Genomic DNA, 25,964 nt, shown 5'->3' on the forward strand with positions numbered 1-25,964 from the left:
ATGACCCGTGATTTCACCGTCGCTCCCCTCGATCGCTGGACCCTGCTTGGGCTGTGGCTGCCGATGACCAGCGTCATGGCCCTCATGGCCGGGTCCGTGCTGTGGATTTCGAGTGGGCAGGTGCCGCTCAAACTGCTGTTCGCCCTGCCGTTCCCGCTGCTGGTGGGCGCGGTGCTGCATGTGCTGCTGCGCCGCCGCCGCATCCAGTTGGAACACGGCGAACTGAAAATCACCGCGACCATGTTCCGCAAGCAGATACCGGTCATCGCCATCGACCTGGACAAGGCGCGGATCATCGATCTGGACGAGCACACCGAGTTCAAGCCGCGGGTGAAGACGAACGGCTTCAGCCTGCCCGCCTTCACCGCCGGCCACTACCGCCTGCGCAACAAGGCCAAGGCGTTCTGCCTGATCAGCGACCGCGCGCGGGTGCTGGTGCTGCCCCTGCGCGAGGGTCCGCTGGTGCTGCTCAGCCCCGAGAAACCCCGCGAGCTGCTGGACGGCCTGCGCGAAGTGGCGGCCTCAGCGCCGCGCCGCTAAGCTGCCGGGCATGCACACGCCCCCGGTTCCGCTCAAGACCCGCCTGCTCAATACCCCCGACGTGGAGCTGTGGCCCGGTGGCCTGCTGCGCGCGCGCAGCAACGCCGACGCCCGCATCCTCAGCCGCGCACGGCGGGTACTGCGGCGCAAGCGCGACGGCCGCTATCTGGCCGCGGAACTGCCCGAAGGCCTGATGCCACTGGTGCCGGGTCTGCCGCGCGAAGCCGGGATCGAGGCGGCGCTGGATCGACTGGATCACGATGGCGGCGGGCGCGGTCCCTGGCGGGGCGAGGCCGGCGAACTGCCGCTGGACGCGCTGCGCGATCACCTGCATGCGCTGGGCCTGGACGACAGCTACGGCGAGCGCACCGGCCTGCCGCTGGTGGCCGAGCCCGATACGCTGGCTTTCGCCGGTTTCGATCGCTACCGCCGTGCGCTGTGGCTGACGCACGCCGCCGCGCATGCCTGGCGGGGCCTGCGCGACGCCGCCGCGCGCGACGGCGTGGTGCTGGAGGCGATTTCCGGCTACCGCAGCCACGACTACCAGCTCGGCATTTTCGAACGCAAGCTCGCACGCGGGCAGACGGTGGATCAGATCCTGTCGGTCAACGCCGCGCCCGGCTACAGCGAACATCACAGTGGCCTCGCGCTGGACATCGGCGCACCTGGGGAGCCCCCGGCCGAGGAAAGCTTCGAGGACACCGCCGCATTCGCATGGCTGGGCGCGAACGCCGGTGCATTCGGCTTCTCGCTCAGCTATCCGCGCGACAACCCGCACGACATCGTCTACGAGCCCTGGCATTGGTGTTTCACCGCGGATGTCGCGGTCGATGCGGACTGAGACCGAACGCCAGCGCCGGCGGCTGTTGCAGGCCATGGCGCTCGGCGGCGCGGTCGCGGCCTCGGGCTGCCGGGGCGACGGCGCGGATGCCGACACGGTCGGCGACGTCACCGACATCGATCACGTTCCGGTCGCCGGCCAGATCCGTCCGGCGTCCACCGCGGCCGTCCAGCAGGCCCTGCGCCAGAACCGGGGACCGATCTCGATCGGCGGCGCGCGCTACAGCATGGGCGGGCAGATCGCCGCCGACGGTTCCACCCACCTCGACATGCGCGGCCTGAAGCGACTGCTTCGCCTGGATGTCGAAGCGCGCACCGCGCGCGTGCAGGCCGGGATGTGCTGGCGGGATCTGCAGGATCATCTGGATCCGCATGATCTGGCGGTGCGGGTCATGCAGAGTTACAGCAATTTCTCGATTGGCGGTTCGCTGTCGGTGAACTGCCACGGCCGCTACGTCGGCGCCGGCCCGCTGGCGCATTCGGTGCGCGCCCTGCAACTGGTGACCGCCGACGGGACCGCGCACGAACTCGACCGCCAACGGCAACCCGCGCTGTTCGCCGCGGTGCTGGGCGGCTATGGCGGCCTGGGCGTGGTCACCGAGGTGGAACTGGATCTGGACGCGAACTTCCCGATCCGGCGCGACGCGCGACGCGTGTCGCTGGACGAGTATCCGGACTTCTTCCGCGAGGAAGTGCATGCGCGACCCGGCATCCTGCTGCACAACGCTGATCTGATGCCGCCGGATTTCGACCGGCCTCTCGCGATCAGCTGGACCCGCACCGACCAGCCGCTCACCTTCGCCGAACGGCTGGTGCCGCGCCACCTCGACTACGGGCGCGAGCAGAACCTGATCTGGACGGCATCCGAACTTCCCGGTGGCGGTGCGCTGCGCGAGAAGTTTCAGACCGGACGCATCCTCGGTGAATCCGTGGTGGTCATGCGCAATCACGAAGCCAGCCTGGATACCGCTTCGCTGGAGCCCCGCACGCGGATGTTCTCCACTTACCTGCTGCAGGAGTATTTCATTCCCGTGCGGTCGTTCGCGACCTTCGCCCGCGGGATGGGTGCGATTCTGCGCCAGCACGAAGTCAACGCACTGAACGTATCCATCCGGCATTCGCCGGCCGATACCGTGTCGCTGCTGAAGTGGGCGCCCCAGGAAGTGTTTTCCTTCGTGCTGTACCACAAGCAGCGTGCCTGGTCCGGCGTTGATCAGGCGGCCGGCGTCTGGACCCGGCAACTGATCGATACCGCGCTGGCGCTGGGCGGACGCTACTACCTGCCCTACCGCCTGCATGCCACGCCGGAGCAGTTCCATCGGGCCTATCCGGAAGCCACGGCCTTCGCCGCAATCAAGCGCGAGGTCGATCCGCAGCGTCGTTTCCGCAATCGGCTGTGGGACAAGTACCTGCCTGCTTGAACGACACTCTCCCTCCGGCGCAACGTAGCGGGCATCATTCGGGGGAATGACATGGACAATCCGTATCAGGCGTCGGCAGCCAGCGTCGGCGCGGCGGCACCACTTGGCGTTTCCTGCTTCAAGAATCCTGCGCTATTGACTCTCGCCACCCGGATTTTCCTGGGGCTCGGCATATTCACCTCCCTCTGCGCGGGTGCACTTGCGCTCCATGAGATTTCATTGATGGGAGAGTACTCGGCAACGGACAGCCTGGACGACATCTATGATCAAATGATCATCCCCATCATGTTGCTTGGCCTGGTTCAATTCTTCGCCGTACTTGGCTCTTTCGTGGTCATTGCGATGTGGATATATCGAATGGCCTGGAATGCGCGCTATTTCGCTGGTGCATCCCACATGGAGTACACCCCGGGCTGGGCCGTGGGCTGGTATTTCATTCCCATCGCCACGCTCTGGAAGCCCTACCAGGCGATGAAGGAAATCTGGCGCGCAAGCGACGATCCCGCACGCATGCGGCTCGTCTCCATTCCTTTCTGGTTGCCGCTCTGGTGGTGCCTTTGGCTGTTGAACAACATTCTCAGCAATGTGTCCGCCCAACTCACCTTCAGGGCGGAGGTCATCTCCGAAGGGATGCTGGCGAACCAGATATCGGTACTGGTGGAAGCGGTGAACATCGTGCTGTGCCTGGTGTTCCTGGCGATCGTGAACCGGCTGTCGCGCATGCAATGGCACCAACAGTCGCTGCGACAGGCGCAAGCGGTGGCCTGAAGATCGGGCACGCACGGCCGGCTGGCAAGCAGGCCATTCGGCGTAACGATTTTCATTGCCGTTGTCACCCTCATCGTGGCGAAAGCGCGGCGGACTTGAGCGAGATCAATGTGCCGCCCGCGCCGGGTATCGATACTCGCCGTGTACCCCCGACATGGCCGCCCCGATGTTCTCGACCCATGCCCGCTATCGCTCGTCGCTGGTCGCCCTGCACTGGCTGACCCTGCTGTTGCTGATCGGTGTCTACGCCACCATCGAGCTGCGCGGCCTGTTCCCGCGTGGCAGCGACGCGCGCCAGCTGATCAAGACCGCGCATTTCTTCCTGGGCATCAGCGTGTTCGGGCTGACCCTGCTGCGCCTGCTGGTACGGGTGTCGTCGCCCACACCGCCGATCGCGCCGGTGCCGCCGACCTGGCAGAAGCTGGCGGCCGGCGCGATGGCGATGGCGCTGTACGGCCTCATGCTGGTCACGCCGGTGCTCGGCTACCTGCTGCTCAATGCGGAAGGCACCTCGCCCGCGCTGGGCGGCTGGGCATTGCCGTCGCTGATGGCCGCACGGGAAACCCTGGGTGACGGCCTGAAGGAATGGCATGAAACCATCGCCGTCGCCGGCTACTGGCTGATCGGCCTGCATGCGCTGGCCGCGCTCTATCACCACCACGTGCGCCATGACGACACGTTGCTGCGCATGACCTTCAAGCGCTGACATGTAGAGCGGAGCCTGTTCCGCCGCGGCGCTCACGGATCGGGCGCCGGGGGTTCGGCGGAGCGGGCTTCGCTCTACATCGCAGCCGTGGTCCGCCCGGCCCGACCGCTCAATCCTGGGAGCGCTTGGTGGGCGTCTTCGCCTCGGTCCCGAAATCGGCGATGCGCCACAGATACTGGGCGGCGTAGGTGCGGTACGGACCCCAGCGTTCGCCGCGGGCCACGAGTTCCTTCGGCGTCGGCGCGGTGTCCAGCCTGTCGACGAACTGCGCGCCCTTGCGCACGCCCAGGTCATCCACCGGCAGCACATCGGGCCGGCCGAGCCGGAACATCAGCATCATCTCCACGGTCCAGCGGCCGATGCCGCGGATCGGCACCAGCGCCTCGACGATGGCGTCCTCGCTCATCGTCGACATCCGCCGCAGATCCGGAATCTCCCCGCGCGCCTCGCGCACGGCCAGGTCGCGCAGCGCCAGGCTCTTGTTGCCCGATACGCCGCAGGCACGCAGGCCGGCGTCGTCGATCTTGCCGAGGGTGTCGAAATGCAGCCGGGTGCTGCCGATCGCGGCTTCCACCCGCCCGACGATCGTCGCCGCCGCCTTGCCGCTGAGCTGCTGGTACAGGATGGCGCGGGCCAGCGCATCGACCGGATCGAATGGCTTGCGCCAGGTGGGCTGCGGTTCGATGTAACCGATCCGCTTCATCCAGGTGCCCAGCTTGCGATCGCGCCGGCTCAGATGATCGAACGCCGCCTCGGTATCGAATCCGCGCGCATAGCGGGGCATGGCGTCACCTGCGCACGGCGTCGAGGGCCCACAGCAGCCAGCCCGCCATCAACGCCATGCCGCCGGCCGGCGCCAGTTGGGTGGACAGGCCGGCGAACACCGCCGCGATCAGGCTGCCGGAAAACAGCAGCGTGCCCAGCAGCAGCAGCGCCAGGCCGGCCTTGCCCAGCCAGCGCGTGGTGCCGGGCCCCAGCGCGGCCAGCGCGATGCCATGACCGAACGCGAACAGCGCCGCCGTCTCCAGCCGCGACTGGGCCAGCGCTTCGCCCGCCGCGTGGGCGGCGTATGCCGACAGGCCCACCGAGGCGCCGGCCAGCAGGCCGCCGCACAGGGCGAAGACGGAAGGTTTGCGTTGACGTCGGTCGTAGTGCATCAGGGTGGCGTCCTGCGGCTGCCGGCGATCGCCTGTCCATCGAGGAAAAACGGCCGCGCAAAAAAACAACGCGCCGCAGTGAGCGGCGCGTTGTGGATATCACGCATGGGAAGGAATCCCGAAGCGGATTACTTGATGGCCCAGTAGATGTCGAACTGGCCGTTCTCGGTGAACGCGTTGTCCACGCCATTCTTCCAGGACTCGTACGGACGGTCGACCACTTCGTAGCCGTTGGTGACGGCCCAGGCGCGCAGGGCGCTGCGGTTGGCATCCAGCTCGGCCATGAAGCCGGTGTAGCTGGCGAACGCGGAACGGTGGGCCTTGGTGACCACGTGCTCGACCGGCGCGCCGGACGGGATGGTGACCTTCAGGTCACCCGTGGAGGCGACCGGGGTCGAGGTGGCCGGCACCGGAACCGGGATCGGGTTGCCGTCCTTGTCCTTGGCGTCGGTGCCCGGGGTCTTCGGACCGGTGCCCGCCTTGCGGACCGGCACGGCGACGTCGAACGCGTACTTCTCGGCGCCGAAATCGGTGGTGATGATGCGGACCGGACCGGCGGCTTCCAGGCCGTTGGCGTCCATCACCCGCTTGATCCATTCCTGGTTGGCCTTGATCGACGCCTTGATGGCGTCGTTGCTGCGATCGATGTTGCCGGCGTTGACGACCAGCAGGTCCTCGGCGGGCAGCTCGGCGATCTTCAGGCCGGTCAGCCTGCTGCCTTCGGTGCGGTAGTCGAAGTTCGGCACGGTGGCCAGCATGTTGGTCAGCTTGGACAGGCCGGCCTTGACCGCGTCGCCGACGTGGCGGCTGACGTACATGCCGGCGTAGCGGCCGATCAGGTTCCAGCCATAGGTCACTTCATAGGACTGGGAGATCTTGACGTTGCGGTTGTTCTTGCCGGTCGGTTCCAGGTTGAACGTGGTGACCTTGTCCGTACCCAGCTTCTGATCGGTGATCGCGTAGACGATCTTGCCGGTGCCGCCGTTCGGCGCCGGGCGCTCGCTGGCGGTGATTTCCCAACTGCCCTTGCCCCACTGGCCCTTGGAATCGTAGTCGACGCGGGCGCCGACACCGGCATGGCCTTCGTCGCCACCGGAATAGGAAAGTTCGTTGGCGGCCTTGGGCAGCAGGGGATTCCAGTCCTTGAGACGGCGCACGTTGTTCAGCGTGTCGAACACGATGGTCATGCGGCGGTTGGTCTCGGCGCTTTCCTCAAGCTGGCGCTTGGACGGCAACACCAGGCCGATCACCAAAAACAGCGCCAGAACCAGCGCCAGTGCAATCAGGAACTCGATCAAACGGGTCATTCAGGGAGTCTCCGGGGGCCGGTGCCTCGGCCATTGAAAATGTGCACCGCGCATCCTAACAGGCTTGGCGGGTTCCGCGCAGCCTCTTCCGGGCCCCGATCGCGCCCTCATTTTCGTGGTTCCGGAAACACACGCCCTTCACGCCCTTCCATCCGGGGGCGGCCCATCGGACAGCGCGCGCCGGGCGCGCTGGCATCGGGATGCCTGTATCGGCCGCCACATCCCCGGCCGGGGTCCGGCTCCCGATCGCCGTCACCGCGCTCAGACCAGTTGCAGCTCGAACGCCTTCAGCACCGCGCGGGTGCGGTCGCGCACGCCGAGCTTGGAGAGGATGTTGGAGACATGGTTCTTGATGGTGCCCTCGGCGACACCCAGCGAGTTGGCGATCTCCTTGTTGGAGAAACCGCTGGCCATCAGCCGCAGGATTTCGGTCTCGCGGTCGGTCAGCGGATCCGGGCGATCCAGGCTGACGAAATCGTTGCGCATGTGCTCCAGGCCCGACAGCAGACGCTGGGTCACCGCCGGCTGCACCAGGGATCCGCCGTCGGCGACCGTCCGGATCGCGCCCACCAGTTGCTCCAGCGACACGTCCTTCAGCAGGTAGCCCTTGGCGCCGGCCTTCAGCCCCGCCAGCACGAGCTGATCGTCGTCGAAGGTGGTCAGGATGATCGCGGGCGGCAGTTGCCCCGCGCGGGCCAGCGCCTGCAGGGCCTCCAGGCCGGACATGACGGGCATGCGCATGTCCATCAGGACCACGTCCGGCTTGATCTGGGGAATCATTTCCACGGCCTGCTTGCCGTCCGCCGCTTCGGCGACAACCTCGATGCCGTCGTCCAGCGCCAGCAGCGAGCGAATGCCCTGGCGCACCAGGGTTTGGTCATCGACCAGGCAAACACGGATCACAGGTTACCTCCAGGGGCTGTCTCGGACAGCGGTTCGGGTTCGGGTTCGGCACGCAGCGGGAGCACTCCGGTGCTCTCGGCCGCCGGCAGCCGGATATGCAGGCAGAAGCCCTTGCCGGGCTGGGTCTCGACGTTCAATGCGCCCCCGTACTGGGCCAGGCGCTCGGCCATGCCGCGCAGGCCGTTGCCGGAGACCACCGTGTTGGCGCCGCCGCCATCGTCGCGGGCGTCGATGAGGATGCAACCGGCCTCGCGCCGGCAGTGCACCCACAGGTTGCGGGCGCCGGCGTGGCGGACCGCGTTGGTGATGATTTCCTGGGTGCAGCGCAGCAGGACGTGCGCCCGCTGCGGATCGTCCAGGGTCAGCGGTTCCTCGATGTCCATGTGGATGGCCAGCGCCGGGACCTTCTCGGCCAGCGGCAGCAGCGCCGCGCCCAGGTCGATGGCGCCGCTGTCGCGCAGCTGGCTGACCGCCTCGCGCACGTCGGTCAGCAGCAACCGGGCCAGGGTATGGGCCTGGCGCACATGCTCCTGGGCCTTGCCCTCGGTGATGTGGCCGGCCACTTCCAGGTTCAGGCTGAGCGCGGTCAGGTGGTGGCCCAGCAGGTCGTGCAGTTCGCGGGAGATGCGGGTGCGTTCATTGACCCGGGCGCTCTCGGCAAGCAGCACCCGGGTGGCGCGCAGCTCCGCGTTCAGGCGGCGCTGTTCCTCGCGGGCCTCGGCCTGCTGGCGGGCCACATAGGCGGTGATCAGGACGAAGGCGGCGAAGCCCACGTAGAAGGCCGACTGGAACAGGGCCTCCCAGAAGTTGAAATCCTCCAGGGCCATGAACGACCAGACCAGCGGCGCATGCCCCAGCAGCAGCCAGGCGATGGCCACCCGCAGGTTCAGCAGCCAGGGCAGCACCCCCGCCACGATCACCATCAGCATGGCGCTCAGGCCGGTCCGGCTGTACACGCCCACCGCCACCGCGGCCAGGGTCAGCACCAGCGCCAGCGGGATGTTCCAGGCCTGGGACACCCGGGCCCCCCGGGCGCCCAGCGAGCGGGTGGCGAACCAGTAGCAGGCGCCGAAGGTGAAGTAGGCCAGCGCGGTCAGCGGGATATCCACGCCCTTGCCGTCCGCGCCGCTGGACGGCGGCAGGAACCACACGTTCAGGACGATCGGAATGCCGACCAGGGCCCAGGTGTACAGGCCGGTGGCGCGCAGCAGGCGGGTGTGGCTGAGTCGTCCCAACATGGACGCAGTTTAGGGGCAATCATCGGTCCCGGCCGCCCACCGAAAGTCATGCAATCGGCATCCGGGGCCACCCTGGCCGGTTCACGGACCGCTTACCCGGAAGCTGCCACCCTCCCGCCACAAATGCGATAATCCGCCGTCGGCCGCGCCGCGCGGCCCGCCCCGAACGAACGTCTCTTGCAAGACCTCCCGCCCGGAGTTGAGTAATGTCGATTGTCATCCGCGACGTGCGCGAGCACGAGCTGGATTCCGTCCTAGCCCTGAACAACAATGCCGGACTGGCGATTCTGCCGCTGGATTCGGCCAAGCTTCACCGCTTCTACGCGCAGGCCGAATATTTCCGCGTCGCCGAACGCGACGGCAACCTGGCCGGTTTCCTGGTGGGCTTCGGCTCCGGGGCCGACCATGACAGCAGCAACTTCGCCTGGTTCCGCGAACGCTATCCGCGGTTCTTCTACATCGACCGCATCGTGGTCGCCAGCCGCCGCCGTGGCGGCGGTGTCGGCCGTGCGTTCTATGCCGACGTGCAGAGCTACGCCGAGCTGCGCTACCCGCAGCTGGCCTGCGAGGTATTCCTCGATCACGGCGCCGATCCGGCGCTGCTGTTCCATGGCAGCTTCGGTTTCCGCGAAGTCGGCCAGAACCTGATGGCCGACGTCGACGTGCGCGCCAGCATGCTGATGAAGGAGCTGTGCAGCTACCCGTGGGTGCAGGAAACCTATGGCGAAGCCCTGCCCGATCTGCCCTGGGCCCGTACCCGCGCGCTGGCCGCTTCGCACACCGAACGGCCGACCGGGACATGAGCGTGACTTCAGCGAACCTTGATTACGAACAGGCGGGTGAACTGAAGATCGGCCAGGTCGGCATCGCCAACCTGCGGGTCCGTACCCTGGATGTCGAACAACTGGTGCGCGAGATGCGCGAACGGGTCGAGCGCGCGCCCAAGCTGTTCGGCCGCGCCGCCGTCATCGTCGATTTCGGCGGCCTGATCCGCACCCCGGACGTCGACACCGCGCGCGCGCTGATCGACGGCCTGCGCGGCGCCGGGGTGATTCCGGTGGCGCTGGCCTACGGCACCCGCGAGATCGAACAGCTGGCCGAACAGCTCGGCCTGCCGCTGCTGTCCAAGTTCCGCGCCCAGTACGAGCGCGTGGATGCCGCCCCGCCCGCCCCCGCGCGCCCGGCCCCCGCTCCGGAACCGGCGCCTGCGCCCAAGCCCGCGGCGGCGGCCAAGGCGGCCGCCAGCGCGGCCAAACCGGGCCTGATGCAGAAGACCCCGGTGCGCTCGGGCCAGCAGTTGTATGCGGAAAACCGCGACCTGACCGTGCTCAATACCGTCGGCGCCGGCGCCGAAGTCATCGCCGACGGCTCCATCCATATCTATGGCGCCCTGCGCGGCCGTGCCCTGGCCGGCGCGCAAGGCAACACCGATGCGCGGATTTTCTGCCGCGAATTCCACGCCGAACTGGTTGCCATCGCGGGCCACTACAAGGTGATGGAGGAAGTACCCAACGAACTGCGCGGCAAGGCCGTGCAGATCTGGCTGGACCAGGACCAACTCAAGATCGCCGCCCAGGACTGATGCGGCCCTACCCCACTAGAAGAACGACCAAGGAGAACACCATTGGCTGAAATCATCGTAGTCACGTCCGGCAAGGGCGGCGTCGGCAAGACCACCACCAGCGCCAGCATCGCCTGCGGCCTTGCCCGTCGCGGCAAGAAGGTCGCGGTCATCGACTTCGACGTCGGCCTGCGCAACCTCGACCTGATCATGGGCTGCGAACGCCGCGTGGTGTACGACTTCGTCAACGTCACCCAGGGCGAGGCCACGCTGAAGCAGGCGCTGATCAAGGACAAGCGTTTCGAGACGCTGTACATCCTGGCCGCCTCGCAGACGCGCGACAAGGACGCGCTGACCAAGGAAGGCGTGGAGAAGGTGCTCAAGGATCTGGGCGATGACGGCTTCGATTACGTCGTCTGCGATTCGCCGGCCGGCATCGAGAAGGGCGCGTTCCTGGCCATGTACTTCGCCGACCAGGCGATCGTGGTGGTCAACCCGGAAGTGTCCTCCGTGCGCGACTCCGACCGCATCCTCGGCCTGCTGGATTCCAAGACCCGCCGCGCCGAGAACGGCGAGCCGCTGAAGGCCAACCTGCTGCTGACCCGCTACAGCCCCGGCCGCGTCGAAAGCGGCGAAATGCTGAGCATCAAGGACGTGGAGGAAGTGCTGGGCCTGAAGACCCTGGGCGTGGTTCCCGAGTCCGGCGACGTGCTCAACGCCTCCAACAAGGGCGAGCCGGTGATCCTGGATCTGGAATCGCCGGCCGGCCAGGCTTACGACGACACGGTCGCCCGCCTGCTGGGCGAGGAGCGTCCGCTGCGTTTCACCACACTGGAGAAGAAGGGTTTCTTCAGCAAGTTGTTTGGAGGTTGAGGCATGGGACTGTTTGATTTCCTGAAGGCCAAGAAGAACACCGCCGAAACCGCCAAGAACCGCCTGCAGATCATCATCGCGCAGGAACGTTCCTCGCGTGGCGGTCCCGACTACCTGCCGCTGCTGCGCCGCGAGCTGCTGGAAGTCATCAAGAAGTACGTCAACGTGGACGCCGAAGCGGTCAAGGTCGATCTGATCAAGGATGGCGAACACGACGTGCTCGACATCTCGGTCGCCCTGCCGGAAGGCCAGGGCTGACCGGACGCTCCGTCCCGAGCCGGCCCGTAGCGGGCCGGCTCATGCCATAGTCGGCAGCCTTTCACTCGCCGGGATTCCGACATGGACGCCAACCGCCTTCGCCGCTGCCAGTCCGTCCTGATCATGGTCCTCGCGGTGTTGTCGGCGACGACCGCGACGGCGCAGCAGTCCCCGGCCGCGCCCCAGGCACCGCCAGCCGACGCACCGGCAGCGAATGCCCCGGTGGCGGATGCGCCCGGCGAAACCAAGGCCGACCCTTGGCAGGCGCAGCAGGACCGACTCATCGTCATGGGCGATGACCTGCTGAAGAAGCGCCAGCCCGAGGCCGCCATCCGGGAAGCCTTCGATCCCGTCATCCAGGCGCACGAAGCCCGATACGCGGGTGACGGCAAGATCTATTTCTGCTCCCGCGGCCCCGCGGAGACCCTGATGTATCTGCTGGGCGTGGCCGCGGACAATACCGAGGGCAAGGGACGCGGCGATGCGGTGGCGCTGGGGCCGACCTGGGCCTATGGCTACTACGGCAAGGCGTACGCGCTGATCGAACTCAACCGCTTCGACGAGGCCGCCGTGGCGCTGGACCGGGCGCTGGAACTCTCGCCCGCCAATCCGCAGTTCCTCAGCGAGCGCGGCTACCTGTATCGCGCCAGCCGCGAGTGGGACAAGATGCTGGCCAGCAACCAGGCGGCGCTGGACCATGTGCCGCTCGCACCGGAATCGCTGCGCGATGCCGAACGCGCCCGCGCGCTGCGCGGCGCCGGTTACGCCCTGATCGAGCTGGACCGACTGGACGAAGCCGAACGCCACTTCCGTGATTCGCTGAAAATAGAACCCGGGAACCAGGTCGCCCTCGGCGAACTGGACTACATCAAAGAGCTGCGCAAGAAAAAACCATGAATGCCCCCGTTCCGCCCTCCGCCGAACCCGAAGTCCTGCGCGTGCGCGATCGCGCGTTCGCCGATCTGGCGGAGCTGCTCGACCGCTACGGCCTGCGCCTGCACTCCGTCGCCGATGGCGAGCAGATTCCCGGCAGTTTCTGGGGCGAACCGGAAGCCGGCGTGATCGCCGACAATGTCTACGTGCGCGGCGACACCCCGCTGCATTCGATGCTGCACGAAGCCTGCCACCTGATCGTGTTGACCCCGGAACGGCGCGCGGCGGTGCATACCGACGCCACCGATTCGGACATCGAGGAAGACGCGACCTGCTACCTGCAGATCCTGCTGGCCGATGGCATTCCCGGCGTCGGCCGAGAGCGCCTGATGGCCGACATGGATGCGTGGGGCTATTCGTTCCGGCTGGGCACCACCCGCGACTGGTTCGAGGGCGACGCCGAGGATGCGCGCCAATGGCTGGGCGAACGCGACCTGCTGACACCGCGTTTCGGACAGCGGCACGCGGCCTGACATGGCCGCCGCGCCGCACGCGCCCTACCCGCCGCTGGGCGCGCACTGGAACGGCCTGACGATACTGGCGCGCGGCGCCAACCGGCTCTGCGCGGCGGACCCGGACGACGCCGGGCATTGCCTCAAATTCGAACTGCCGGCCGACGAGCGCACGCGGGCCGGCATGCGCGCGCGCCTGCGTCGCGGGCTGGCGCGACTGTTACCGGCGCTGGGCGAGAACGCCACCGAACTGCGCGCCTGGCGCCGCCTGCATGTCCGGACCGGCGGCGGGATCGATGCCTGGCTGGCACCGTGCAAGGGCATCGTCAGCACCCGCTGGGGAGCGGCGCTGCGCTGCGTGCTGGTCCGCGACGCCGACGGCGCGCCCGCGCGCAGCCTGTACGCGCATCTGTTTGAAGGCAGTCACTTCGCCGCGTCCTCGTTGTGCGCGGCGGTCGACGCCATCGAACGGGAACTGCTGGCCCGTGACGTGCCGTTGTTCGATCTCAATGCCGGCAATTTCGTCGTCACCGGGGCGGGCATGGAACCCCGGCTGATCTGCGTGGACGCCAAGTCCACCCTGAGCGGCAAGGAAATCCTGCCGTTCTCGCGCTGGTCGCGCCGCTTGATGCACCGCAAGATCCGGCGCCGGGCCGAGCGGCTGCGCCAGCGCATCCGCGCCGCCCTTGCGGACGCACCGCCGCCGCACTAGCCTTCCGGGTTCCTGCGCCTGCCGCACCCTCGAAGGACTTCCCGTGAAGCAACGCCATCTCCTGCTCGCACTCGCCGTCGGCGCCAGCGTGCTGGCACTGTCCGCCTGCAACAAGGACGAATCCAAGGACGCCGCCGCGCCGGCCGCCGCCCCCAAGGGCGAGACCGCGGATCAGTTCATCGCCCGGGTGAACCAGGAACTGCGCAAGATGTATCCGGAGATCACTGCGTCGCAGTGGTTGTCCAACACCTATATCAATGACGACAGCCAGCTGCTCGAAGCCAAGTACAACGAGCGCTACCTGTCGCAGCTGAACGTGTGGATCGAGCAGGCCAGGAAATTCGAGGGTCAGCAGATGTCGCCGGAAACCGCGCGCGCCATCCAGTTGCTCAAGCTCTCCACCGCGATGCCCGCGCCGAAGGATCCGGTCAAGCTGGAGGAAATCACCAAGCTGGCGTCCAAGATGGGCGGCATGTACGGCGCCGGCAAGTACTGCACCGGCGAAGGCGACGCGAAGAAGTGCCGCGATCTGGGCCAGCTGGAAGACGTGCTGCGCAGCAGCCGCGACTACGACGCGCAGCTGGATGCCTGGCAGGGCTGGCACACCATCGCCCAGCCGATGCGCAAGGACTACACGCGCTTCGCCGAACTGGTCAACGAAGGCGCCAAGGAACTGGGCTACGCCGACGCCGGCGAGATGTGGCGCAGCGGCTACGACATGACGCCGGCGGAAATCGCCGCCGAGACCGATCGCCTGTGGGGCCAGGTCAAGCCGCTGTACGAACAGCTGCACTGCTACACACGCACCAAGCTGCAGGCCACCTATGGCGTGGAGAAAGGCCAGATCAACGGCATGCTGCCGGCGCACCTGACCGGCAACATGTGGCAGCAGGACTGGGGCAACCTGTGGGACATCCTGCAGCCCTACAAGGGTGCCGGCAGCCTGGACATCAGCGAGGCGTTGAAGGCGCAGTATCAGGCCGATTTCGTCAAGGAACTGGGCAAGGCCGGCCCGGCACCGACCACCGAGCAGCAGTTCCAGGCCGAGCGCGCCGCGCAGTTGGCGGTCGCCAAGCAGATGACCGAGCGCGCACAGGATTTCTATGTGTCGCTGGGCATGCCCAAGCTGCCGGAGAGCTACTGGTCCAAGACCCAGTTCATCAAACCGCTGGATCGCGATGTGGTCTGCCACGCCAGCGCGTGGGACATGAACATGGGCGGCGAACCGGGCGGTGGTCCGGACGTGCGCACCAAGATGTGCATCAAACCCAACGAGGAAGACTTCACCACCATCTACCACGAGCTGGGGCACGTCTATTACTACCTGGCCTACAACAAGCTGCCGCCGCTGTTCCAGAACGGCGCGCATGACGGCTTCCACGAGGCCATCGGCGACACCATCGTGCTGGCGATGACCCCGGACTATCTCAAGTCCATCGGGCTGGTCGGCGATCAGCAGCAGAGCCATGACGCGCTGATCAACGCGCAGATGCGCATGGCGCTGGCGAAGGTGTCGTTCATGCCGTTCGGCCTGATGATCGATCGCTGGCGCTGGGGCGTGTTCGACGGTTCGATCAAGCCGACCGACTACAACAAGGCATGGTGGGACCTGAAGGCCCGCTACCAGGGCGTGGCGCCGGCGAGCGCGCGTGGCGAGGACTTCTTCGACCCGGGCGCCAAGTACCACGTGCCGGGCAACACGCCGTACACGCGTTACTTCCTCTCGCACATCCTGCAGTTCCAGTTCTACAAGGGCCTGTGCGACGCCGCCGGCTACAAGGGCCCGCTGTACAACTGCAGCTTCTACGGCAACAAGGCCGCCGGCCAGCGCTTCTGGGCGATGCTGGAGAAGGGCGCCAGCCAGCCGTGGCAGGCCACGCTGAAGGAACTGAGCGGCACCGAGAAGATGGACGCGAGTGCGGTGCTGGAGTACTTCGCGCCACTGCAGGAATGGCTGAAGCAACAGAACGAAGGCCAGACCTGCGGCTGGCAGGCGCCGCCGGCCGCCACCACCGCGGCCACGCCGGCCGCACCGGCGGAGCCCGCGAAGAAGCGGGGCTGACATCCCGCTTCGGGAACGCGACAAGGCCGGCGCAAGCCGGCCTTGTCCATTCTGGGGCGCGCGTGGTGCCCGCCGTGATCGCTGATACCATTCCCGGACCATGGACGAAGCCGGGGAATGCGGAATGGGCGAGCAGAAACGCGTGGGTCGGGGTCTGGGTTGGCTGGCATTGGCCTGCGCCATCGGCGCGCCGCCCGCATGGGCCCAGAGCGTATCCGGCGAGACCAGCCGCACGCCGGTTGCCGCCACCGCGCACTGGCGCACGCCCGATTTCAACACCCTGCCGGGCGCGCGCCTGCGCTACCGCGAGATGCCGGTCCAGCGCCTGTTCGAATTGCGGAAACGCAACGCGGCGCGACGGATGAAACCGGTGCAGGTCGGCATGGGACGTCGATTGAACACCGAAGGCGTCACGACGCTCGCCCAGCCGGCGCTGAGCTGGCGGGCATTGGGACAGGGCGCATCGGCCGCTCGCCTGGACATCACCTCGCCCGACGCCCTCGCCGTGCGTGCCGGTCTGGTGGTCGGCGCACTGCATCCGGACGTGGAATTGCGCTTCGCCGGATCCGACCACCCCGACCGGATCGTCGCGGTGGTCAGCGCGCGCGAAGCCCAGCGCCAGGTGGATGGGCAAGGCCTCTACTGGACGCCGAGCACCGATGGCCAGACCCAGCTCATCGAAATCTATCGCCCCGCGCACGTCGTTGCCGCCATGGCGCGCGTCAACGCCCCGCAACTGGCACATCTGCTCGCCAACAGCCGCAGCGACTTCAAGATCCTGGAAAAGATCGGCGAATCCGAGAGCTGCAACATCGATACCGCCTGCCGGGTCGCCGAACTGGGCGATCGTTTCGTCCGGGCGAAGAACGCGGTCGCGCACATGCTGTTCATCAGCAAGGACGAGAACGGCCAGACCGGCAGCTTCATCTGCACCGGCACACTGCTCAACGACACCGCCACCGGTACGCAGACGCCCTACTTCTACTCCGCGCACCACTGCATCAGTGATCAGGGCGTGGCGTCCACCCTCAACACCTTCTGGCGCTACGAGGCCACCAGTTGCAACAGCACCGTTTCGCAGCCGGTCACCCAACTGACAGGGGGCGCCACCTACCTCTACTCCAGCAGCGAAACCGACGCCCTGCTGCTGCGGCTTGCCGAACCGGCGCCGGCGGGTGCCGAATTCAGCGGCTGGGACGCGGCCGCGCTGCCGGCGTCGAGCGCCATCCTCGGCATCCACCATCCGGCCGGCGACGCGAAGAAGGTTTCCAGCGGACAGCAGCTGCCGAGCAGCGATCAGACCCACAACGCGGTGGCCTGGCTGAGCGGCAGCACCCAGGGCGGCAGCAGCGGCTCGGGCCTGTTCACCCTGCACGCCGACGGCTATCGGCTGCGCGGTGGCCTGCATGGCGGTGATGCCACCTGCGCGAACAGCGGTTCGACTTCCAACACGCAGAACCGCGACTGGTACTCGCGCTTCGATGTCGCGTATCCGCACATCCGGCAATGGCTGGCCCCCACCACGCCGATCCTGATGAATGGCGCGCAGCCACGCATTCCGGGCCAGGCCAACGCGGTGTCCACCGGCAGCACGCCGACCGTTCCCCGCATCAAGGCACGCGCCGTCTTCAAACAGCGCGGCGCATTCCGCCGGTATCCATCGCCCTGACCGCAGCGCGGAGCTTGCTCCGCTCCCGTCATCGCGGGCGCGGGCATCGATGAGCCATCACCTGCCATGCGGCGCTCTTCCGGACGTGCGTGACGTCTTCGGCTGAGCAAGCGCCGCTGCACCGGATGCGGGTGGGCTTCACCGTCGCTTCAAACGCAGCGGCCATCCTGTGGACTCGTCCGCAATCGAGCTTCCCGCATGCCCACCGTCTTCGCCCACGCTCTGGTTCCCGTCGCCATCGGTCTCGGTCTGGGGCGCCGGCGTGTTCCCGCGCGATTGCTGATCGCGGGCACCGTGGCGGCGATGCTGCCGGATGCGGACGTGGTCGCCTTCAAGTTCGGTATCGCCTATGCGGATGCATGGGGACATCGCGGCGCCAGTCATTCCATCGTATCCGCGCTGGCGCTGGGCGCATTGGCCGCGATCTGCCGTCGCCCCTTGCGCACGACCGCCTGGACGGCCTTCCTGTTCGTCGCCTTCTCGGCGCTCTCGCATCCTTTGCTGGACATGCTGACCAACGGCGGATTGGGCGTGGCCCTGCTGTGGCCGTGGTCGGAGCAGCGCTTCTTCGCGCCGTGGCAGGTGATCGAGGTATCGCCGTTCGCGCACCGGTTCTTCAGCGCGCGCGGCGTGGAAGTGCTGCTCTCGGAAGCGCGCTGGATCGGCGTGCCGGCGCTGCTGTTGATGGCCACGCTCGCCGCACCACGTTGTGCGTGGGAGCGACGTCAGTCGCGATGAAGCATCCGGGGCACCCCAATCGCGACTTCCGTCGCTCACACAAGGAAATCATTCAATGCTGGGTGGGAGTCGCGTCCGGTCCGGTATCGGGTTCCTCGCCGCCAGTGCTCATCTCCGCTTCCAGCTTTTTCTCGAAGTCCTCCAGGCTCATGCCCTGGGCGGCGGCCTCGATGACGGCGGTGTCGCGCAGTTCGTCCGAATAGACCAGCCGCACCGGTTGGCCGTTGGCTTCATGCAGGGCGGCGGCACGCTTGATCATCGCCAGCACTTCGGCGGCGCTGTCGGAACTGCCGGCGATGCGGCCGTCCATGCCCAGCACCCACACGCCGGCCTGGCGCACGATGCCGGCCAGCAGGTCACCCTGCGGATTGCGCAGCTCGGCGTGCGGCTCGATCGCAGGGGCGTTGGCGCGGGCCAGGTTGCGCGCCTTGATCACCTTGCGCTTCTTCGCGTCGCGGCGGGCCTTTGAATTCGTGGACATCGGGGATTCCTTGATTGAAGCTCAGATTTGATCGGTGGGTTCCAGCGCGGCGGGTTCCTTCGGGCAGGCTTCGGCGCGACGGCTCACGTGCGCCTCCCAGCGCCACATCGCCCATCCGCCCAGCGTGAGCACGCCCGCGCCCAGCGCCAGCCACAACCCATGCCGGCTCAACAACGCCGAAATCACGCCGGCGATGATCGTGTTGAGCAGCAGGTTGCTGAAGGCCTGCAACGACGACGCCGCGCCGCGCTGGCGCGGATACATGTCGAGGATGGCCAGGGTGAGAATCGGGAAGATCAGCGCCACGCCGAACGCCGACAGACACATCGGCAACACCGCCCACGGGATGGTGATCGCATCCCCCACCCACGCGTTGTAGGCGATGTTGGCGACCGTCGACACGCCCATGCAGGCGAAACCGATGCGGGTCAGCCGGGTGCCGCTGATGCGGCCGGCCGCGCGCCCGGACACGAATGCGCCCAAGGTCATGCCGCCGATGGTGGGCAGGAACAGCCAGGCGAACTGCTGTTCGTTCAGGCCCAGCCGATCCATCACGAAGATCGGCGCCGAGGCGATGTACAGGAAGATGCCGCCGAAGCTCATCGAGCCGGCCAGCGCCAACCGCTGGAAACGCGGATTCAGCGCGATGGCGAAATAGTCGCGCAGCAGGTGTCTGGGCGAGACCTTCACCCGCACCTCCGGCGGATGGGTCTCCGGCAACCACGCGCCGACCGTCAACAGCAGCAGCAGCGAGAAACCGGCCAGGAACCAGAAGATCACCGGCCACGCGCTCCAGCCCAGGATCCAGCCGCCGATGATCGGCGCGATCGCCGGGGCGATGCCGAAGATCATCGACACCTGGCTCATCAGCCGCTGCGCGTCGTCGCCGTGCAACACGTCGCGGATCACCGCGCGGCCGACGATGAAACCCACACCGGCCGAGAAACCCTGCAAGGCGCGGAACAGCAGCAGCGTGGTCATGTCGCGCGACAGCGCGCAGCCAATCGACGCCAGCAGGAACAGGAACAGTCCGCCCAGGATCACCTTGCGCCGGCCGAACGCATCCGACAGCGGACCGTGCACCAGGCTCATCAGCGCATAGGTCAGCAGGTACACGCTGATGACCTGCTGCATCGCCAGTTTGTCCGCGCCCAGCTGCGCGCCCATCGCGTTGAACGCGGGGAAGACGGTATCGATCGAGAACGGGCCGAACATCGCCAGCCCGCCCAGCAGCAGGGCCAGGCGGCGGTTGGACGGCAGCTTGCGGACGCCAGCGGTCATGGCGCGCTCCCGGCGGCCCGAGGGTCAACCGGCGGCGACGTCGGCGGGCCCTTCAGCTCGACCGTGTTGCCTTCCGGATCCCGCAGATACTGGGACGGGCCCATGCCGTCGGCGCCGTAACGCTCGCCGAACTCGCCCAGGGTCGCCCCGGCCGCTTCCAGGTACGCCGCCAGCGCCTCGCGATCGAACGGTTCCACCCGCAGGCAGAGGTGGTCCACATTGTGGCCTTCGGTCCCCGGCCCCGCCCCGCCCAGCCGGCCCAGCTTGCCGTCCACCGGGATCAGATCTATCAGCGATTCGCCGGCCCGCAGTTGCAGCAGGCCCAGCTCCGGCCGGTCCCGCTCCACCGCGCAGCCCAGCACCCCGCAATAGAAGGCGCGCATGGCCGCCAGGTCGCGGACACGCAGGACCACGTGGTCCAGGCGCAGGAGTCGGAAGGGGGGCGCATTCATGAACAGGGATGGCCGGCGCGGGGGGCCGGACATGGTAAGGCCAACCGGGACGGTGCGGGCGGCCGCAGGCTATAATCCGCGCCGCAAGACCCAGGTGGGAGAAGCGGGGAAACCCGCTGCCGAAGGCGCAAACGCCCGTAATCGCTCAGGCCCGATACCACCCCCGCTGCAAACACTCTGGAGAGATCGGCCACGCGCCGGCGCCGAAGGGGCACGAAGCACTCACCGCGACCTCGTCCGCGGCGCTTCCAAACTCTCAGGCAAAAGGACAGAGGGGCACCCACGTGCGCACTTCGCACGCCCGGCTTCATGCCTTTTCCGGATGCCCCTGCCCATGTCCCAGACTCCGTCCTCGCTTCGCGATCTCGAGCACCACGACGCTTTCATCGCCCGCCACATCGGTCCCAACGACGCCGAAATCGCGCACATGCTGCGCGTGGTCGGCCACGACTCGCTGGAGGCGATGACCAACGCCATCGTGCCGGCCAACATCAAGTCCGCCGCGCCGCTGGCCCTGCCCGAAGCGATGACCGAGGAAGAGGCGCTGGCCAAGATCCGCGCCGTCGCCGACAGGAACCAGGTGTTCAGGAGCTTCATCGGCCAGGGCTACTACGGCACCCACACCCCCAAGGTGATCCTGCGCAACATCCTGGAGAACCCGGCCTGGTACACCGCCTATACCCCGTACCAGGCGGAAATCTCGCAGGGCCGCATGGAAGCGCTGATCAACTTCCAGACCATGATCACCGACCTGACCGGCATGGAAATCGCCAGCGCGTCGCTGCTGGACGAAGCCACCGCCGCCGCCGAGGCGATGACCCTGGCCAAGCGTTCGGCCAAGTCGAAGTCCAATGTGTTCCTGGTCGCCGGCGACACCCATCCGCAGACGATCGAAGTCCTGCAGACCCGCGCCGAACCGCTGGGCCTGACCGTGGAGATCGTCCGTTCCACCGACGCGTTCCATGAAAAGCTCGCCGCCGGCGACTACTTCGGCGTGCTGGTGCAGTACCCCGCGTCCAGCGGCTGGCTGGAGGAATGGGGCCGCGATGCGGAGATCATCCACGGCCACCAGGCGCTGTTCGTCATGGCCACCGATCTGCTGGCGCTGACCCTGCTCAAGACGCCGGGCGAGATGGGCGCCGACATCGTGGTCGGCAACACCCAGCGCTTCGGCGTGCCGTTCGGCTTCGGTGGCCCGCACGCGGCCTTCATGGCCTGCCGCGACGCCTACAAGCGGTCCATGCCGGGCCGCCTGATCGGCGTGTCGGTGGATGCCGCCGGCAATCCCGCCTACCGCCTGACCCTGCAGACCCGCGAGCAGCACATCCGCCGCGAGAAGGCCACCTCCAACATCTGCACCGCGCAGGTGCTGCTGGCGGTGATGGCCTCGATGTACGCGGTCTACCACGGTCCGGAAGGCCTGACCCGCATCGCCAGCCGGGTCGCCCGCCTGACCGCCATCCTCGCCGAAGGCCTGCGCGCGCTCGGTCACGCCACCGTGCACGCCAGCGCGTTCGACACCCTGTGCGTGGATGCCGGCGGCGACAGCGAGGCGATCCTGGCCCGCGCGAAGCAGGCCCGCATCAACCTGCGCGTGCGCGGCAACGGTTCGCTGTGCATCTCGCTGGACGAAACCACCACCCGCGCCGACGTCGAGGCACTGTGGGGCGTGTTCGCCAAGCCCGGTGCCGCCCTGCCCGCCATCGACGCGCTGGACGCCGGCGCGCCGTCGCTGATCCCGGAAGCCCTGCGCCGCACCAGCCCGTTCCTGACCCACCCGGTGTTCAACACCCACCACAGCGAACACGAGCTGCTGCGCTACATGCGTGCGCTGGCGGACAAGGATCTGGCGATGGATCGCACCATGATCCCGCTGGGCAGCTGCACCATGAAGCTCAACGCCACCGCCGAGATGATCCCGGTGACCTGGCCGGAATTCGGCAACCTCCATCCGCTGGCCCCGGCCGATCAGGCCCAGGGCTACAAGGAACTGATCGACGGCCTGGAAGCCATGCTGGTCGAATGCACCGGCTATGACTCGGTCAGCCTGCAGCCGAACTCCGGCGCGCAGGGTGAATACGCCGGCCTGCTGGCCATCCGCGCCTATCACCGCTCGCGTGGCGAAGCCAGGCGCGACATCTGCCTGATCCCCGAATCCGCGCACGGCACCAACCCGGCCAGCGCGCAGATGTGCGGCATGCAGGTCGTGGTCACCAAGTGCGACAGCAACGGCAACGTCGATGTCGAGGACATCCGCCGCGCCGCCGAGAAGTACAGCGATCGCCTGGCCGCGATCATGATGACCTACCCTTCCACCCACGGCGTGTTCGAAGAGGACGTGGTGGAGATCTGCAACATCATCCACCAGCACGGCGGACAGGTGTACACCGACGGCGCCAACATGAATGCACTGGTCGGCGTGGCCAAGCCGGGCAAGTGGGGTTCGGACGTCTCCCACCTCAACCTGCACAAGACCTTCTGCATTCCGCATGGCGGCGGCGGCCCGGGTGTGGGCCCGTGCGCGGTCAAGTCGCACCTGGCGCCGTTCCTGCCGCGCACGCTGGGCGGCGAAGGCGACGTGGGCATGGTGTCGGCGGCCAGCTTCGGCAGCGCCAGCATCCTGCCGATCAGCTGGATGTACATCACCCTGATGGGCTCGGCCGGCCTGCGCAAGGCCACCCAGGTGGCGCTGCTCAACGCCAACTATGTCGCCAAGCGCCTGGCCCCGCACTACGAGACCCTCTACACCGGCCGCAACGGCCTGGTCGCGCACGAGTGCATCCTGGATCTGCGCCCGCTCAAGGACGCCACCGGCATCAGCGCCGAGGACGTCGCCAAGCGCCTGATCGACTTCGGCTTCCACGCCCCCACCCTGAGCTTCCCGGTGGCCGGCACGCTGATGGTCGAGCCGACCGAGAGCGAATCGCAGCACGAACTGGATCGCTTCATCGACGCGATGATCCAGATCCGCGAGGAAATCCGCGCGGTCGAGGACGGCCGCCTGGATCGCGAGGACAACCCGCTCAAGCACGCCCCGCACACCGCCACCCAGGTCAGCGCCAGCGAATGGACCCACGCCTACCCGCGTGAACTGGCCGCGTTCCCGCTGCCCAGCCTGAAACTGCAGAAGTACTGGCCGCCGGTCGCGCGCGTGGACAACGTGCACGGCGACAAGAACGTGTTCTGCAGCTGCATCCCGGTGGAAGCCTTCGCCGGCGAGCCGGAAGCCTTCAGCGAGCCGAACGTGATGTAAGAAAAAAAGCCCCGCGATGCGGGGCTTTTTTTTGGAGAGTACTCGCCAGTCCCCGCAACGCGTCCCTTCCCCCGCTTGCGGGGGAAGGTGCCCGAAGGGCGGATGGGGGCAAGTTCGTATGCTCGCCTCCGAAGAAGGAATGAGGGCGAGTTCCTCTCCGCCCCAGCCGGGGGAAGCTGCTCAAAGGGCGGATGAAAGCAACCCCTAAAGCTGCTTGATGAGGTTATGACTCACCGTCAGGTACCCCAGCCGCGCATACAACGCCTGCGCCCCCGCGTTGTGGGCAAACACGTGCAGGCCAATCCGATCGATGCCCTGCGCGCGCACCTGCGTCTCCATCGCCTTGAACGCGGCGGCGGCATGGCCACGACGGCGATGCGCGGGATGCACGAGCACGTCATAGACGTGCACCTGGCGTTGCTCGCCTTCGGTGTACACGCCGTACCACAGCGATCCGACCGTACCTTCCTCGCCGGCAACGATCTCGAACAGATGATGATCCGGCGTGGCCGCTCCCTGCGGCAGCAATTGCGCGAAGGCTTCCTGCGAACGCTCCCGCGCGCCTTCGGCGGGCCAGCGTCCGGCAGACACATTCTCCTCCGCGTAATTTTCCACTGCGGCATGCAGGAACGTGCGGAACGCACGCTCGCTCATCGGTACCAGCGAAACTTCGGACATGGGCGAAAGAGACGGGACGGGAGGACGGACTCTATCCCAGTCCCGCATCAAACGCGTGGCGGCGGCGTGGCAGGCACGGGAATCGCCGGACGGGTTCCATCGCTCAGCGCCATCAACTGGCAGAAGGTGGCGTCGTAAGCGGCCGCTTCCTCCTGGTAGCCGGCCATCGCCTGGAACGGACCGCGCAGGGACAGCTTGTGCGCGACCGCGCGCAGCCGCTCGCCTTCCGGGTGGGTCTGCACCAGCGCCGCCATCCAGACGGTCAGGGCCTCCAGCTGGCCGATGGCGCGCGCATCGGTGGCCTCCAGGCGGCGCAGATGGGTGTGGATCTGGGTTTCTGACAACAGCATGCAATCGACTTCCGACATGAGGGGTTCACCGCCGCAAAGCCCCCTCTCCGCGTCGTTGGTTTCCCTCACGCGGCAGGCGATCCGGATCGGACAGCGCGATGGAGGACGGCCGCGCCCGGGTCATCCACCGTTGGGCCGCGTGAAGCCCGGGCTGAACCGGAGCGTCGCCGTATTCAGCCTGCGAAGGATCACCCCTCACCCGCCGGCAAGGTCTCCTCGTCCTGATCGTAAGCGGGCGGATAGTAGAGGTTGAGCGTTTTCAGGAAGCCGCGGCCGGTGTTGCGGATTTCATGGCGCTCGCCGTGTTCGATCACCAGCAGACTGCCCGCGCGCAGCGTCTGCCGCTCGCCCTCGATGATCGCCACACCCGTACCGGAGACCACGTACAGCCACTGATCCGCACCACGATGCCGATTGTCCGGCCCGCCTTCCGCCTCGCCCGGCGCGATGACCATTTCCGCCGCCTGCGCCTCACGCACCGCGAACGCGGTGCGGAAACCCTGGCCGAAGCGCAGATGTTTGTAATGCATGACGCTCGTCTCCTCGGCATTGCCGGGCCTGTCGAAACCGTGTCGCTTCAACCTGCCCGCGCCAACGCTGGTACCGGGCGGGTTAAATCCGCGGCAAACCGCCGTGAAGACATGGCCGCGCCTTCATTGCCGTTCGTCGGTTGCCACGCGAATCCCCCATGTGCGCGTGACCGTTTCCCGCGGTGGCGCGCGTGAATGACATCGAGCGTCCATGAGCGAACCGGTGTCTTGCCGGGCCACGCCTCACAGGAAAGGACACATCTCACGGAGGATTCGCATGCTCCCGTCTTTCATCACCTTCACCCGCATCGCCTGCCACGCCACCGACGACATCACCGGCGCCGACGACCTGTACGCCGTCATCGCCGGACAATCCATTTCCCTTGGGCGCTTCAGCGCGGGCGACGATGTCAGCCCGTACATCGAAGCGACGATTCCCGAAGGCATCACCCGCATGACGCTGATGGAAAGCGATTTTCCGGATTCTGACGACGTGCTGGCAACCGTCGATCTCGAACACGACATGGATGTCGACAGGGTCATCGGCATCCTGGAAGGCAGCGCACGCTACGACATCTGGTTCCGCGTACTGAGTGGTGGCGACGACGTGGATCGCAGCAACCGTTGCGGTTCCGCCTGTCCCACCTGCGGCGGTGGCTGCCTGAAGGATCAGGGCCATGGCGGTACCGCGCACTGGTGCGGCCGTCACGAATGGGGCGCCAACTAGTCGCATCGTCCCGCATCGCATCGCCGCGAGCGTCACGCCATCCCGGCCACGCCCGCGCACCCGCGTTCTCTTCA

At 67.3% G+C, this 25,964-nt stretch carries 28 protein-coding genes and 1 riboswitch; of the genes, 17 read left to right on the top strand and 11 right to left on the bottom strand.

All coding sequences use genetic code 11. The features are described from left to right. The 5 genes from AC3DEZ_RS08675 to AC3DEZ_RS08695 all read left to right on the top strand — a co-directional run bounded on the left by AC3DEZ_RS08675 (position 1) and on the right by AC3DEZ_RS08695 (position 4,275). On the top strand, positions 1-540 hold the full coding sequence (locus AC3DEZ_RS08675; protein ID WP_488387851.1) for a PH domain-containing protein: 540 nt from the start codon (positions 1-3) through the stop codon (positions 538-540). 10 nt (positions 541-550) lie between these two features. Beyond that, the gene (locus tag AC3DEZ_RS08680) at positions 551-1,381 is read left to right on the top strand and encodes a M15 family metallopeptidase (RefSeq protein ID WP_488387852.1); all 831 of its coding nucleotides are present in this window, start codon (positions 551-553) and stop codon (positions 1,379-1,381) included. Next, positions 1,371-2,801, top strand: coding sequence for an FAD-binding oxidoreductase (locus tag AC3DEZ_RS08685; protein ID WP_488387853.1), 1,431 nt, complete (start codon positions 1,371-1,373; stop codon positions 2,799-2,801). The genes AC3DEZ_RS08680 and AC3DEZ_RS08685 overlap by 11 nt, the downstream gene beginning before the upstream one ends. 51 nt (positions 2,802-2,852) lie before the next feature. Then, entirely contained in the window at positions 2,853-3,569 is a 717-nt protein-coding gene (locus AC3DEZ_RS08690; RefSeq protein WP_488387854.1) for a DUF4328 domain-containing protein, read from the top strand. A gap of 154 nt (positions 3,570-3,723) precedes the next feature. Next, complete coding sequence (locus AC3DEZ_RS08695; RefSeq protein ID WP_488387855.1) at positions 3,724-4,275, top strand: cytochrome b; 552 nt, start codon at positions 3,724-3,726, stop codon at positions 4,273-4,275. A 109-nt stretch (positions 4,276-4,384) separates the two neighbouring features. On the opposite strand, the gene AC3DEZ_RS08700 is transcribed toward AC3DEZ_RS08695, so the two are convergent. The 5 genes from AC3DEZ_RS08700 to AC3DEZ_RS08720 all read right to left on the bottom strand — a co-directional run bounded on the left by AC3DEZ_RS08700 (position 4,385) and on the right by AC3DEZ_RS08720 (position 8,880). Further along, positions 4,385-5,059 (bottom strand): DNA-3-methyladenine glycosylase family protein, encoded by a 675-nt coding sequence (locus AC3DEZ_RS08700; RefSeq protein WP_488387856.1) that lies wholly within the window; start codon positions 5,057-5,059, stop codon positions 4,385-4,387. A 4-nt stretch (positions 5,060-5,063) separates the two neighbouring features. Next, a complete protein-coding gene (locus AC3DEZ_RS08705; RefSeq protein WP_488387857.1) occupies positions 5,064-5,432 on the bottom strand; it encodes a DUF423 domain-containing protein in 369 nt (122 codons plus the stop codon). Positions 5,433-5,560: 128 nt separating this feature from the next. Further along, positions 5,561-6,739, bottom strand: a complete 1,179-nt coding sequence (locus AC3DEZ_RS08710; RefSeq protein WP_488387858.1) for a polyketide cyclase — start codon at positions 6,737-6,739, stop codon at positions 5,561-5,563. 261 nt (positions 6,740-7,000) lie between these two features. Continuing rightward, positions 7,001-7,642, bottom strand: a complete 642-nt coding sequence (locus AC3DEZ_RS08715) for a response regulator (RefSeq protein ID WP_141456122.1) — start codon at positions 7,640-7,642, stop codon at positions 7,001-7,003. Next, positions 7,639-8,880, bottom strand: coding sequence for a sensor histidine kinase (locus AC3DEZ_RS08720; RefSeq protein ID WP_447102892.1), 1,242 nt, complete (start codon positions 8,878-8,880; stop codon positions 7,639-7,641). Before AC3DEZ_RS08720 ends, AC3DEZ_RS08715 begins: the two co-directional genes overlap by 4 nt. A gap of 206 nt (positions 8,881-9,086) precedes the next feature. Between AC3DEZ_RS08720 and AC3DEZ_RS08725 the strand changes: the two genes are divergently transcribed. The 10 genes from AC3DEZ_RS08725 to AC3DEZ_RS08770 all read left to right on the top strand — a co-directional run bounded on the left by AC3DEZ_RS08725 (position 9,087) and on the right by AC3DEZ_RS08770 (position 18,138). Continuing rightward, positions 9,087-9,683: a GNAT family N-acetyltransferase gene (locus tag AC3DEZ_RS08725; RefSeq protein WP_447102893.1), complete on the top strand. Its 597-nt coding sequence runs from the start codon at positions 9,087-9,089 to the stop codon at positions 9,681-9,683. Then, complete coding sequence (gene minC / locus AC3DEZ_RS08730; RefSeq protein WP_488387859.1) at positions 9,680-10,462, top strand: septum site-determining protein MinC; 783 nt, start codon at positions 9,680-9,682, stop codon at positions 10,460-10,462. Before AC3DEZ_RS08725 ends, minC begins: the two co-directional genes overlap by 4 nt. Positions 10,463-10,504: 42 nt before the next feature. Beyond that, a complete protein-coding gene (minD, locus tag AC3DEZ_RS08735) occupies positions 10,505-11,314 on the top strand; it encodes a septum site-determining protein MinD (RefSeq protein ID WP_183638169.1) in 810 nt (269 codons plus the stop codon). A 3-nt stretch (positions 11,315-11,317) separates the two neighbouring features. Then, the gene (gene minE, locus AC3DEZ_RS08740; RefSeq protein ID WP_447102895.1) at positions 11,318-11,572 is read left to right on the top strand and encodes a cell division topological specificity factor MinE; all 255 of its coding nucleotides are present in this window, start codon (positions 11,318-11,320) and stop codon (positions 11,570-11,572) included. 81 nt (positions 11,573-11,653) lie between these two features. After that, entirely contained in the window at positions 11,654-12,469 is an 816-nt protein-coding gene (locus AC3DEZ_RS08745; RefSeq protein WP_488387860.1) for a tetratricopeptide repeat protein, read from the top strand. Further along, positions 12,466-12,978 carry a hypothetical protein gene (locus AC3DEZ_RS08750; RefSeq protein ID WP_488387861.1) on the top strand — a complete coding sequence of 171 codons (513 nt, stop codon included), beginning with the start codon at positions 12,466-12,468 and terminating at the stop codon, positions 12,976-12,978. Before AC3DEZ_RS08745 ends, AC3DEZ_RS08750 begins: the two co-directional genes overlap by 4 nt. Position 12,979: 1 nt before the next feature. Next, positions 12,980-13,669: a YrbL family protein gene (locus AC3DEZ_RS08755; RefSeq protein ID WP_488387862.1), complete on the top strand. Its 690-nt coding sequence runs from the start codon at positions 12,980-12,982 to the stop codon at positions 13,667-13,669. 43 nt (positions 13,670-13,712) lie between these two features. After that, positions 13,713-15,731, top strand: a complete 2,019-nt coding sequence (locus AC3DEZ_RS08760) for a M2 family metallopeptidase (RefSeq protein ID WP_488387863.1) — start codon at positions 13,713-13,715, stop codon at positions 15,729-15,731. Between the two features lie 124 nt (positions 15,732-15,855). Further along, the gene (locus AC3DEZ_RS08765; protein WP_488387864.1) at positions 15,856-17,400 is read left to right on the top strand and encodes a hypothetical protein; all 1,545 of its coding nucleotides are present in this window, start codon (positions 15,856-15,858) and stop codon (positions 17,398-17,400) included. Positions 17,401-17,598: 198 nt separating this feature from the next. Further along, positions 17,599-18,138: a metal-dependent hydrolase gene (locus AC3DEZ_RS08770; protein ID WP_488387865.1), complete on the top strand. Its 540-nt coding sequence runs from the start codon at positions 17,599-17,601 to the stop codon at positions 18,136-18,138. A 52-nt stretch (positions 18,139-18,190) separates the two neighbouring features. On the opposite strand, the gene AC3DEZ_RS08775 is transcribed toward AC3DEZ_RS08770, so the two are convergent. From AC3DEZ_RS08775 to AC3DEZ_RS08785, 3 genes are read right to left on the bottom strand one after another with little or no spacing between them, the layout of a single operon-like run. Further along, entirely contained in the window at positions 18,191-18,619 is a 429-nt protein-coding gene (locus tag AC3DEZ_RS08775; protein ID WP_488387866.1) for a hypothetical protein, read from the bottom strand. Between the two features lie 21 nt (positions 18,620-18,640). Next, on the bottom strand, positions 18,641-19,900 hold the full coding sequence (locus tag AC3DEZ_RS08780; RefSeq protein ID WP_488387867.1) for a multidrug effflux MFS transporter: 1,260 nt from the start codon (positions 19,898-19,900) through the stop codon (positions 18,641-18,643). Beyond that, entirely contained in the window at positions 19,897-20,352 is a 456-nt protein-coding gene (locus AC3DEZ_RS08785; RefSeq protein ID WP_488387868.1) for a VOC family protein, read from the bottom strand. The genes AC3DEZ_RS08780 and AC3DEZ_RS08785 overlap by 4 nt, the downstream gene beginning before the upstream one ends. A 167-nt stretch (positions 20,353-20,519) precedes the next feature. Continuing rightward, positions 20,520-20,634: riboswitch (glycine riboswitch) on the top strand. 52 nt (positions 20,635-20,686) lie between these two features. Here AC3DEZ_RS08785 and gcvP point away from each other — a divergent pair. Further along, positions 20,687-23,605 (top strand): aminomethyl-transferring glycine dehydrogenase, encoded by a 2,919-nt coding sequence (gcvP, locus tag AC3DEZ_RS08790; RefSeq protein WP_488387869.1) that lies wholly within the window; start codon positions 20,687-20,689, stop codon positions 23,603-23,605. A gap of 204 nt (positions 23,606-23,809) precedes the next feature. Here gcvP and AC3DEZ_RS08795 read toward each other — a convergent pair whose 3' ends face one another. The 3 genes from AC3DEZ_RS08795 to AC3DEZ_RS08805 all read right to left on the bottom strand — a co-directional run bounded on the left by AC3DEZ_RS08795 (position 23,810) and on the right by AC3DEZ_RS08805 (position 25,163). Next, positions 23,810-24,283 carry a GNAT family N-acetyltransferase gene (locus AC3DEZ_RS08795; protein ID WP_488387870.1) on the bottom strand — a complete coding sequence of 158 codons (474 nt, stop codon included), beginning with the start codon at positions 24,281-24,283 and terminating at the stop codon, positions 23,810-23,812. 47 nt (positions 24,284-24,330) lie between these two features. Continuing rightward, positions 24,331-24,633, bottom strand: coding sequence for a hypothetical protein (locus AC3DEZ_RS08800; RefSeq protein WP_488387871.1), 303 nt, complete (start codon positions 24,631-24,633; stop codon positions 24,331-24,333). A 188-nt stretch (positions 24,634-24,821) separates the two neighbouring features. Next, positions 24,822-25,163, bottom strand: a complete 342-nt coding sequence (locus AC3DEZ_RS08805) for a cupin domain-containing protein (protein ID WP_488387872.1) — start codon at positions 25,161-25,163, stop codon at positions 24,822-24,824. Between the two features lie 277 nt (positions 25,164-25,440). On the opposite strand from AC3DEZ_RS08805, the gene AC3DEZ_RS08810 reads away from it, so the two are divergent. Then, a complete protein-coding gene (locus AC3DEZ_RS08810; protein WP_488387873.1) occupies positions 25,441-25,890 on the top strand; it encodes a hypothetical protein in 450 nt (149 codons plus the stop codon). The last annotated feature ends 74 nt before the right edge of the window (positions 25,891-25,964 follow it).

This window comes from Pseudoxanthomonas sp. 134C1, assembly GCF_057773065.1.

Excerpts from the sequence above, each read along its gene's own strand:
- AC3DEZ_RS08675 (WP_488387851.1), top strand. The coding sequence starts at position 1 with ATGACCCGTGATTTCACCGTCGCTCCCCTCGATCGCTGGACCCTGCTT.
- AC3DEZ_RS08680 (WP_488387852.1), top strand. The coding sequence starts at position 551 with ATGCACACGCCCCCGGTTCCGCTCAAGACCCGCCTGCTCAATACCCCC.
- AC3DEZ_RS08685 (WP_488387853.1), top strand. The coding sequence starts at position 1,371 with ATGCGGACTGAGACCGAACGCCAGCGCCGGCGGCTGTTGCAGGCCATG.
- AC3DEZ_RS08690 (WP_488387854.1), top strand. The coding sequence starts at position 2,853 with ATGGACAATCCGTATCAGGCGTCGGCAGCCAGCGTCGGCGCGGCGGCA.
- AC3DEZ_RS08695 (WP_488387855.1), top strand. The coding sequence starts at position 3,724 with ATGGCCGCCCCGATGTTCTCGACCCATGCCCGCTATCGCTCGTCGCTG.
- AC3DEZ_RS08700 (WP_488387856.1), bottom strand. The coding sequence starts at position 5,059 with ATGCCCCGCTATGCGCGCGGATTCGATACCGAGGCGGCGTTCGATCAT.
- AC3DEZ_RS08705 (WP_488387857.1), bottom strand. The coding sequence starts at position 5,432 with ATGCACTACGACCGACGTCAACGCAAACCTTCCGTCTTCGCCCTGTGC.
- AC3DEZ_RS08710 (WP_488387858.1), bottom strand. The coding sequence starts at position 6,739 with ATGACCCGTTTGATCGAGTTCCTGATTGCACTGGCGCTGGTTCTGGCG.
- AC3DEZ_RS08720 (WP_447102892.1), bottom strand. The coding sequence starts at position 8,880 with ATGTTGGGACGACTCAGCCACACCCGCCTGCTGCGCGCCACCGGCCTG.
- AC3DEZ_RS08725 (WP_447102893.1), top strand. The coding sequence starts at position 9,087 with ATGTCGATTGTCATCCGCGACGTGCGCGAGCACGAGCTGGATTCCGTC.
- minC (WP_488387859.1), top strand. The coding sequence starts at position 9,680 with ATGAGCGTGACTTCAGCGAACCTTGATTACGAACAGGCGGGTGAACTG.
- minE (WP_447102895.1), top strand. The coding sequence starts at position 11,318 with ATGGGACTGTTTGATTTCCTGAAGGCCAAGAAGAACACCGCCGAAACC.
- AC3DEZ_RS08745 (WP_488387860.1), top strand. The coding sequence starts at position 11,654 with ATGGACGCCAACCGCCTTCGCCGCTGCCAGTCCGTCCTGATCATGGTC.
- AC3DEZ_RS08750 (WP_488387861.1), top strand. The coding sequence starts at position 12,466 with ATGAATGCCCCCGTTCCGCCCTCCGCCGAACCCGAAGTCCTGCGCGTG.
- AC3DEZ_RS08755 (WP_488387862.1), top strand. The coding sequence starts at position 12,980 with ATGGCCGCCGCGCCGCACGCGCCCTACCCGCCGCTGGGCGCGCACTGG.
- AC3DEZ_RS08765 (WP_488387864.1), top strand. The coding sequence starts at position 15,856 with ATGGGCGAGCAGAAACGCGTGGGTCGGGGTCTGGGTTGGCTGGCATTG.
- AC3DEZ_RS08770 (WP_488387865.1), top strand. The coding sequence starts at position 17,599 with ATGCCCACCGTCTTCGCCCACGCTCTGGTTCCCGTCGCCATCGGTCTC.
- AC3DEZ_RS08775 (WP_488387866.1), bottom strand. The coding sequence starts at position 18,619 with ATGTCCACGAATTCAAAGGCCCGCCGCGACGCGAAGAAGCGCAAGGTG.
- AC3DEZ_RS08780 (WP_488387867.1), bottom strand. The coding sequence starts at position 19,900 with ATGACCGCTGGCGTCCGCAAGCTGCCGTCCAACCGCCGCCTGGCCCTG.
- AC3DEZ_RS08785 (WP_488387868.1), bottom strand. The coding sequence starts at position 20,352 with ATGAATGCGCCCCCCTTCCGACTCCTGCGCCTGGACCACGTGGTCCTG.
- gcvP (WP_488387869.1), top strand. The coding sequence starts at position 20,687 with ATGTCCCAGACTCCGTCCTCGCTTCGCGATCTCGAGCACCACGACGCT.
- AC3DEZ_RS08795 (WP_488387870.1), bottom strand. The coding sequence starts at position 24,283 with ATGTCCGAAGTTTCGCTGGTACCGATGAGCGAGCGTGCGTTCCGCACG.
- AC3DEZ_RS08800 (WP_488387871.1), bottom strand. The coding sequence starts at position 24,633 with ATGCTGTTGTCAGAAACCCAGATCCACACCCATCTGCGCCGCCTGGAG.
- AC3DEZ_RS08805 (WP_488387872.1), bottom strand. The coding sequence starts at position 25,163 with ATGCATTACAAACATCTGCGCTTCGGCCAGGGTTTCCGCACCGCGTTC.
- AC3DEZ_RS08810 (WP_488387873.1), top strand. The coding sequence starts at position 25,441 with ATGCTCCCGTCTTTCATCACCTTCACCCGCATCGCCTGCCACGCCACC.